At 60.6% G+C, this 1,866-nt stretch carries 2 protein-coding genes; one reads left to right on the forward strand and one right to left on the reverse strand.

Annotated elements, in window-relative coordinates; all coding sequences use genetic code 11:
- Positions 1–30: 30 nt before the first annotated feature.
- Positions 31–1,026, reverse strand: a complete 996-nt coding sequence (locus LH128_RS24405) for a DEAD/DEAH box helicase family protein (protein ID WP_008832359.1) — start codon at positions 1,024–1,026, stop codon at positions 31–33.
- A gap of 305 nt (positions 1,027–1,331) precedes the next feature.
- Between LH128_RS24405 and LH128_RS33760 the strand changes: the two genes are divergently transcribed.
- Positions 1,332–1,520, forward strand: coding sequence for a hypothetical protein (locus LH128_RS33760; RefSeq protein ID WP_172705026.1), 189 nt, complete (start codon positions 1,332–1,334; stop codon positions 1,518–1,520).
- Positions 1,521–1,866: the final 346 nt, after the last annotated feature.

Consider the following 1,866-nt stretch of genomic DNA (forward strand, 5'->3'; position numbering starts at 1 on the left):
TCTGTTCTCATCCTGATAGTCGCTGACCTCTCACCCAGATCGTCGCGCTATAGGCGTGGGTGCGCCGGGTTCGGCAGTGTCGTTCGCCGTCCAGATCGAATGTGCCTTTGGCAGCACGGTAGCGAGATGCTGTCCGATCGCCGCCAACGCGGCCTTCCCCTGATCTTCGCCGAAGAGTGACTTCGACGTGGGCCGATCGAAGAAGTAGTAGATCGTCAGCGGTCGATGCTCGAACCGGCGAGCGCTCGTCAGAGGCGGCAGCGCCTCCCACTGGACTTCCTCGACCTCCAGCCAATCAGCGAGGATGCTGCCGATGTCGCTGCGGAACCGGTTGCCGAGCAGTTCCACGCGATCAAACGCGGCGAGTTCACGGAGCGAAAAGACACTCGCCCAGCACCACTGCACCTTGCGATCGGCCATCTCCTGCCAGTCGGCGAGGTTGCTCAAGACCACCCGCTTCGCGCCGGGGCGGCTCGCCTCTATCACGCGCGCGTGGAAGACGCCGAGATGGGCATGAGACTGGTCAGCGCGGATGTCTGCTGCCGTTATGCCGTGTCCCGCCTCCGTCAGGGTGATGGCGTGCCAGCGTCCGATCACATGCTCCAGCGCATAGTGTCGCTCGAAGAAGCTGGTGTCCAGATGGGTGCGCTTCTCCTCAAAGTCGAGGAAGGCAGGCACCTCGTCGATGACGATCCGCCAACCGGTGAAGTCGCTAAAGTTCGACCGGAGCAGTGCGGCATGCGTCGCAATCACGATCAGGTGTGAGCAGCCTGCGTAGCGCTCGGGCAGGGCTTCGATCTCCTCGACTACGCTTCCCCCACGATTGCCGGGATCGCTATGGATTCGGCGTATTAATGGGCGAGTGCCCATCTGAAAGGCTATCCGTTGCATCTCGCCTTCAAGTTCGTCGAAGGTGTTCTTGCGTTCGGTGATGAACAGCGCTTTACAGGGTTGACGGCAGAGGCTGGTGATTGCGCGAGTGGTTTTACCGACACCGGTGGGAGAATCGTCGTAGTATACTTTCATGGTCAAACTCTTGTTAGTGATGCTCAAAGTATACGTGAGCGCCACCACCCCCGCATTATTCACGGTGTCCTTCTGCCGTTCTCATCATCCCGCGCGAGTGTCCGCAGGAAACTCTCTAATAATGGAGAGATAAGTGCGGACATGATGGCCGAGAGTGGTGCTGGTCCACCTCGACCTCGACCTCGACCACATGAACTTGCCCGCAGGTGCTGGTTCGACGCTTGGTGGTGCGGCCTCGTGCCGCGCCAGCAAGGGGCAACCAGTGCCAACGGGCCGGGGACGAGCGAAGCTCGGCACCGTTCGACATGAACGTTCATGCTGTCATTCGAGGCGTCGGCCTTGCCGGTCCCGCTCTGGCGGTCCCGTCCGCGCCCACCGCGAACAGCTTCACTGGCTCGACACCACGGGTGCCGACCCAGATCGCTGTTCTTCATGGAGCAAGACAAGTCTACCTCGACGAGGTGATGGTGCCTGCTCGACTGCTGCCAACCTGATGCTCGGGCGACAGCCCCGATGGAACGGCGAGCGGACATGGTAGGCGTTCTAGAAACCTGCCCGTCTTCGTCCGCTCGAACGGCTCGGTTTTCCGTCGATCTGGCACCGCGCTTCCGACCATTCCATGACGGGTGATTCAAGCATGCAGGCACTTTCCAGGATGGCGATGAAGATGAATAATGCAGGCGAGCAGCCGAGAGAGGTATCTTGAGGATGACGGACAAGAGGGTCCGCCACCTCACACAGAAAGACCAACATGTTCAGCCGTTATTTCTACGCCATCGACAGCATCACATGGCCGACCAGCCACCCTCATCTGCCCGACACCGCCGAAGTCGGCCTGCC

The organism is Sphingomonas sp. LH128 (assembly GCF_000293195.2).
In the GTDB taxonomy this organism is placed as follows: Bacteria; Pseudomonadota; Alphaproteobacteria; order Sphingomonadales; family Sphingomonadaceae; genus Novosphingobium; species Novosphingobium resinovorum_A.